General features: G+C 47.1%; 6 protein-coding genes, 1 tRNA gene and 1 pseudogene. 6 read left to right on the top strand and 2 right to left on the bottom strand.

Annotation, left to right across the window (positions count from 1 at the left end; translation table 11 throughout):
- From KDK18_RS14815 to KDK18_RS14165, 6 genes and pseudogenes are all read left to right on the top strand, one after another.
- Positions 1-386, top strand: a pseudogene (locus KDK18_RS14815) (IS110 family transposase); the annotation flags it as partial.
- Between the two features lie 169 nt (positions 387-555).
- Positions 556-873, top strand: coding sequence for a DUF935 family protein (locus tag KDK18_RS14185; RefSeq protein ID WP_373690675.1), 318 nt, complete (start codon positions 556-558; stop codon positions 871-873).
- Entirely contained in the window at positions 873-2,081 is a 1,209-nt protein-coding gene (locus KDK18_RS14180; RefSeq protein WP_257255585.1) for an ImmA/IrrE family metallo-endopeptidase, read from the top strand. Before KDK18_RS14185 ends, KDK18_RS14180 begins: the two co-directional genes overlap by 1 nt.
- A gap of 67 nt (positions 2,082-2,148) precedes the next feature.
- Positions 2,149-2,400 carry a hypothetical protein gene (locus KDK18_RS14175; RefSeq protein WP_257255584.1) on the top strand — a complete coding sequence of 84 codons (252 nt, stop codon included), beginning with the start codon at positions 2,149-2,151 and terminating at the stop codon, positions 2,398-2,400.
- A 53-nt stretch (positions 2,401-2,453) separates the two neighbouring features.
- Positions 2,454-3,065 (top strand): homoserine/homoserine lactone efflux protein, encoded by a 612-nt coding sequence (gene rhtB, locus KDK18_RS14170; RefSeq protein WP_257255583.1) that lies wholly within the window; start codon positions 2,454-2,456, stop codon positions 3,063-3,065.
- 435 nt (positions 3,066-3,500) lie between these two features.
- Positions 3,501-3,576: transfer RNA gene (locus KDK18_RS14165), tRNA-Thr, on the top strand.
- Positions 3,577-3,672: 96 nt separating this feature from the next.
- On the opposite strand, the gene KDK18_RS14160 is transcribed toward KDK18_RS14165, so the two are convergent.
- Together KDK18_RS14160 and KDK18_RS14155 are read right to left on the bottom strand one after the other, a co-directional pair.
- Positions 3,673-3,912 carry a hypothetical protein gene (locus tag KDK18_RS14160; RefSeq protein WP_257255582.1) on the bottom strand — a complete coding sequence of 80 codons (240 nt, stop codon included), beginning with the start codon at positions 3,910-3,912 and terminating at the stop codon, positions 3,673-3,675.
- An 84-nt stretch (positions 3,913-3,996) separates the two neighbouring features.
- Positions 3,997-5,742 (bottom strand): hypothetical protein (locus tag KDK18_RS14155; protein ID WP_257255581.1); only part of this gene is annotated, 1,746 nt, incomplete at its 5' end.

Raw genomic sequence — 5,742 nt, 5'->3', positions numbered from 1 at the left:
TTGATTCCTACAAGATTGCCAAACTCTTGCGGGGAGGCAATTTTCCCATAGCCTATGAATTTCCTGAAACCATGCGTGCTACCAGAAACCTCCTGCGCAGAAGAAACCGGCTGGTAAAATACTCCGGTGGACTCAAGGCTCATGTCAAAAATACCGCCAGCCAATACAACTTGCCTGATCTCAACAAGTACAACCTTCGATATAAAAGTAACCGGGCATCGGTCAGAGATTTCTTCCCGGATGCCATGGTTCAAACCAGTGTTAATCTTGACTTGGATCTGGCGGCCTATTTCGACCAAGAGCTGACTAAAGTAGAACGGAAGTTCAAGAAACACGCTCAGGATCTCAACGGCAGAGAGTTCAGGGTATTAAAAACCGTTCCCTGAGATTTGTGATGATCCTGCTTGCTGCAACATAACATGGGGATATACAGCACACGCAATATAATATCACTAACAGCCGTACCAAGTAGGATACTGTCATGGCAGGGAAAGCAACTCTTGGAGAAATCGCAAAGGCCGACCATGGCATACGCATGGCCAAAGCTTATACGTTATCGAGCTGATCGAGGCGGCTCGATCCGGGACCGCAGACTATGACGTGCTGTGCCAGCGTATGGACAAAGCCATCAGCAAGGTGATTCTCAGCCAGACAATGACCACTGACGACGGCAGCAGTCACAGCCAAGCCGAAGTCCATCAAGAAGTGGCTCGCTCTGTTATCAAAAGTGATGCAGACCTGGTGTGTGAGAGCCTTAACCAGCAAGTCATCAAATGGCTCACAGAATGGAACTTCCCTAACGCCAATGCGTTGCAATCGAGTGGGTCGGCACTCATGCAGATTATAATAAACAAAACTTCAGGAGGTGAATGATGTCTGAGATCAAAGTCATTAAGACAGAAAAAGATCATGCGGATGCCATGGAGCGCCTGATGTTCCTAATGGATAGCTGTCCGGAAGAAGGATCAAAAGAAGATAACGAACTGGAAGTATTGGCCCTCCTTATTGAGAAATACGAAACAGAAAAGTTTCCTGCAAACCTGCCAGACCCTATTGAAGCCATTAAGTTTCGTATGGAGCAAGAGGGTCTGGCCCGAAGTGATATGAAGCTTTATTTTGGTTCTGCCAGTAAGGTGTCCGAGATACTGAATGGAAACCGTGATCTGAGTCTTACAATGATTCGCAAACTGCACAGTGGGCTCGGCATACCTGCGGATGTTCTGATTAAGGAGCGAGGTGCCTCTTTACCTGAATCAAATGGCATCATTTGGGAAAATTTCCCACTGGCAGAGATGAAGAAAAGAGGCTGCTTTCCGGGCTTTTCTGGCTCGATTAATGAATTAAAAACCTATGCAGAAGAGCACCTGCGCCGTTTTTTAGGGAGTGTGGACTCCAGCTATATTGAACCTGCTCTTTGCCGGACATCTGCTCACTATGTTTCAGACAAAGAGGTTGATCAGTTCGCCTTGCTTGCCTGGCAAGTGAAAGTTTTACAAGAGGCAGAAAAAACGAAAACTGACAGCCCTTACATTCCTGGCAGTATTACACCAGAAGTGATGAAAGAGCTTGCAAGACTGAGTTGGTCAGCTCAAGGGCCAAAACTTGCTCAGGAATTCTTATCACATCTGGGGGTCAAGTTAGTTATCGAACCTCACTTTGGTAAAACTTATCTTGATGGTGCAGCTATGATGAGTAAATCAGATTATCCCGTCATCGGAATGACTCTGCGGTATGATCGCTTGGATAACTTCTGGTTTACGTTGATGCATGAACTTGCTCACGTCGCACTGCATTTAAAGTCTGACACAACTGCATTTTTTGATGATACTGACTCAGCTGAAAAGGACGATTGTGAACATGAGGCAGACAGCGCTGCAGCTGAGGCTTTAATTGAAAAGAGCATTTGGTCTAAAGCCAAGGTGCGTCAAAGTAAAAGCGAACGTGATTGCAAATCGTTAGCAAGAGAGCTAAAGATTAACCCGGCTATTGTTGCTGGGCGTATCCGTCACGAGGATAAAAACTACAGCATCCTGACCAATATGATCGGAAACAAAATGGTTCGTCAGCACTTCCGGTCATAACGGAACATTCCTGAATGATTAAACCCTATCAAAACAATCAAGCTCCTAACATCACAGGAGCTTTTATATGCCAATCGACATCTACAACTTCTTCGAACTCAGTAACAACTTCACGCCCAAGCCCGAAGCCGCCTTTCGACAGTTTCAGAGCAAAGAACTGAAAGCCAGCTTCAGCTGGATGGACCTACTCGTGGAAGAAAACGCGGCTGCTTTTACCCGCCTTTCACCGCCCCTGTCAGGAATAAATGGACTCGTAAAAAATGCCCAAAAATTTTCTCTTCTTTTAATTTCTGTTGCACACACTCGATTCATCGATTAAAAAACAGTCTGATCAAAACTTAAAAGACTTGGTTTTCTAATCCGGAATCTTCAATGGAACTTAATATCTGGCTGGCTTTTCTGGCCGCAACCATCATTATCAGCGTGACGCCGGGTGCCGGTGCGGTTAATACCATGGCCACCGCCATTCGCTCAGGGTTGATCAGAACCCTGCCATCCATCATGGGGCTTCAGGCCGCCCTGATTATATTTTTGATTGTCGTCGCTGCCGGTCTCGGGGCCATCCTTGCAGCCTCGGAGACACTCTTCACCCTGATCAAATGGACAGGCGCTATTTACCTGATCTTTCTGGGCATCATGAAATGGCGTGAAGCACCGAATGAGTTTTCCGTCGAGAACCAAAACCCTATCAGTCAGAGAAAATCTTTTGCCAGCGCCATTCTGGTCAATCTGACGAACCCCAAGGCCATTGTTTTTCAGGCTGCTTTCCTGCCACAGTTCATAGATCCTACCCTGACTCTCTGGCCCCAGTACCTCATTATGGGAATCACTATGGTTATAGTTGATAGCCTGGTTATGGTGGGTTACGCCAGCTTCGCCCTGAAACTGATGCCGATTCTGAAAAAGTATGGGAAGCTGCAAAACCGATTATTAGGCTCAATGTTTATAACCTGCGGCGGGCTTCTGGCTGCCAGCCAGCGGTGACGAACCTAATGGTACTATGGTCAATGTCTCACACAGGGAAAGGAAAACCTCCGGTTTCGGAAAATACTTAGCCATGGATAATAGGAATCGTCAGCTGGGAACAGGACGTTCACAAAGTCAGGAAGACTTAAGCTGACGAAGTTAATATCAGGAAGACCCGAACACCGCAGGGAGCGGACAAAGCAGAAAGCTTTGAAGTCAGGAAGACCGGTTGCAGGAAGTGAATTGAGGCAGGATGCAAACCGGGCAGGACGCCTGAACGGGTCAGGCAGGACCAAAACAGCAGGATGCTTATTTCAGGGCAGGAAGCTCTGGAAAACACAGCAGGAAAAGAATTCACAATGATCGTACAAAAAGCAGACCACAAGGTCTGTTTTTTGTATCGGATGATATTGACAAAGAACCCCCTCATACATATCATGCTCCTCGTTCTTTGCCGGTATAGCTCAGTTGGTAGAGCAACTGACTTGTAATCAGTGGGTCCCGAGTTCGACTCTTGGTGCCGGCACCATACAAAGCCCTGTAGAATCAGGCACTTAAAAGCCTCGACATAGTTCGAGGCTTTTTCGTTTCTGGAGCTAAATGACATACACGCGACATGAGTTTCTTAAATTGCATCGTTATTTTTAATAGTTTCTCTCAATAACGGTGTATCTATTCCACCACTCTCTTCTATCTCTATTTGTTCCAATTCGAGTGTAAAATGCGCTTCCTTCAAGACCTTGGCAGCGGCTTTCTGCTCACCTACATTTAACTCTCCATTGACAAGGGCCAATGCGACCATCCTAACTGCGCCGACAGCTTCAGTGTTTGAAAAAATACTGTCGGAGTTGGCCTGTTCACTCATCTTTATTATCTCCCTGATTACTTCAAACTACTGTATGCAAGTACAGTACCATATTCGCTTAAAAAGTGCGCAAGAAAGTCTCCGCTAGCGCACAACCTCGCGCTTTGCCTTTCTCAGCTCTTTTAGTTCTTCCTGAACTTTTTTTATCTCCTTGCGGTAGTAATCCCGTTTTTTCTCAAACTGATCCTGAGTGATTCTCTTCTTGGTTTTTAGCCAGCCTTGCTGGTTAATGGCTTTCTGGTGTTCTTCAATCTTGTCCGCCAGTTCCGTAGCTTTGAATTTGAAACTGTCTTCTGGCCTGAAAGGCCGTAGTTTGAAACCGAGCGAAGCCAGAACCGAATCCCATGTCAAAATCGGATTTTTCATACCATCTAATCCGGTGAACTGCTGACCTCCCAGAGCCTCGCTTAAACCATTGGCAGCATTCACCACACCTTCAGCGAGAACATTGGGTTGGTCTCCGGCCTGCCGATCTTCAGCAACATCATTGGCCAGACCTTCAATGATTTTTTGTTGGTGGTAACTGCCTGGCGTTAATGGGTTAGAAGGGGCCCAGGCTTGGTAGAGATAGTTGACGCTCTTGCTGATCTTTTCTGAAACTGGAGCATGTTTGTTATAAATCTCCTTGCCTTTCCAGTCTTCATTAAGAACCACTGCATCAATCAGGGATCGGAATGGATTGGAGCCCAGAGCATCACTGCCCCAAAAACTGGCAATGGTCCCCATATGATCGGGCAAGGCCAGTTTTCTATCTCCTGCTTCCCCCGCAAAGGGGTTTCCCAATGCATGAGCGTTGGCCATAGATAAGCGATAACCTTCCAGACCAGGGACATGGAAAGTATTCAGGCCGCCCCATAATGCACGACCGCGCTCCCATTTAGGGCTGACCGTTGTCTCGGCTTCCACCCTATCCCAATAGCCACCGGGCTCCATTTCGCCATTGACCAGCAAGCCTGAATAATTCACTGCTTCGTAAGCGGCTGCCAATGCAATCAAACGCTCTGGCCTTTCTACTGCATTTTTCACAATCGCAGGAATAGCCAGGTAACTGTATGAGATAAAGGGACTGCCAATAGGAAAATCCCTAATCACCTTAATGGCAGTGGGCAGATCGTTGTAATCAAAGAAGAAGTGATTAGCTGACTGAACCGCTTCTCTGGGCGTCTTCCCCGACTGACGTTCAGACATATAAACCGCCATCTTGAACAGCTCGTCTTCCTTTCGGTAAAGCGTCTGAGCCGTCTGGGCGGCCGCCTTGATAGGCTTCTTGATCAAGCGAGAAGGAGGTTCAGCGATAGCCTTGGCAACTGCAATGCCCGTGTTCAATTTAGTGTCGGCTTCTTTAACGGCATTCTTGCTGGAGATCCACCACTCCTTAATACGCATTAAGGTATCCAGTGACTCAATGACCGTTCCTTCTTCCACGTCTGGCTGGTTACGCAGTTTCTCAGCCAGATCTTCCAGAACATTGCTGGCCCCGCCATCGCCTTTGGTAATCGAGGCCGACCAATCACTGCCAAACAGTCCAGCGTCCAGGGCTTCCCGAAACACCGGATCAGCTTCCGGATTACGCCCAAAAATCAGAGCAGCGCTTTTACCCAAATACTTGGGAGAATGCCCAGCCATGGAATACATCTCAGTGTTTGACCAGGTATTATTAAAGTGAGTGACCGGGTTATAAACCGTTTTGTAGAGCTTCCAGCGATTAATGATACCTCTGTAAGTATTGGCTACTGAGCCTGTGCCCAGTGGTGAACGACCATGGTGTCGGATGGCGTTCCAAATATCAGGCCGAACATACTGATCAGCCAGAGCACCGTACTTTTTAAG

The organism is Endozoicomonas sp. SESOKO3, from assembly GCF_024606255.1.
This window is presented reverse-complemented; position numbering and strand designations above follow the sequence as displayed.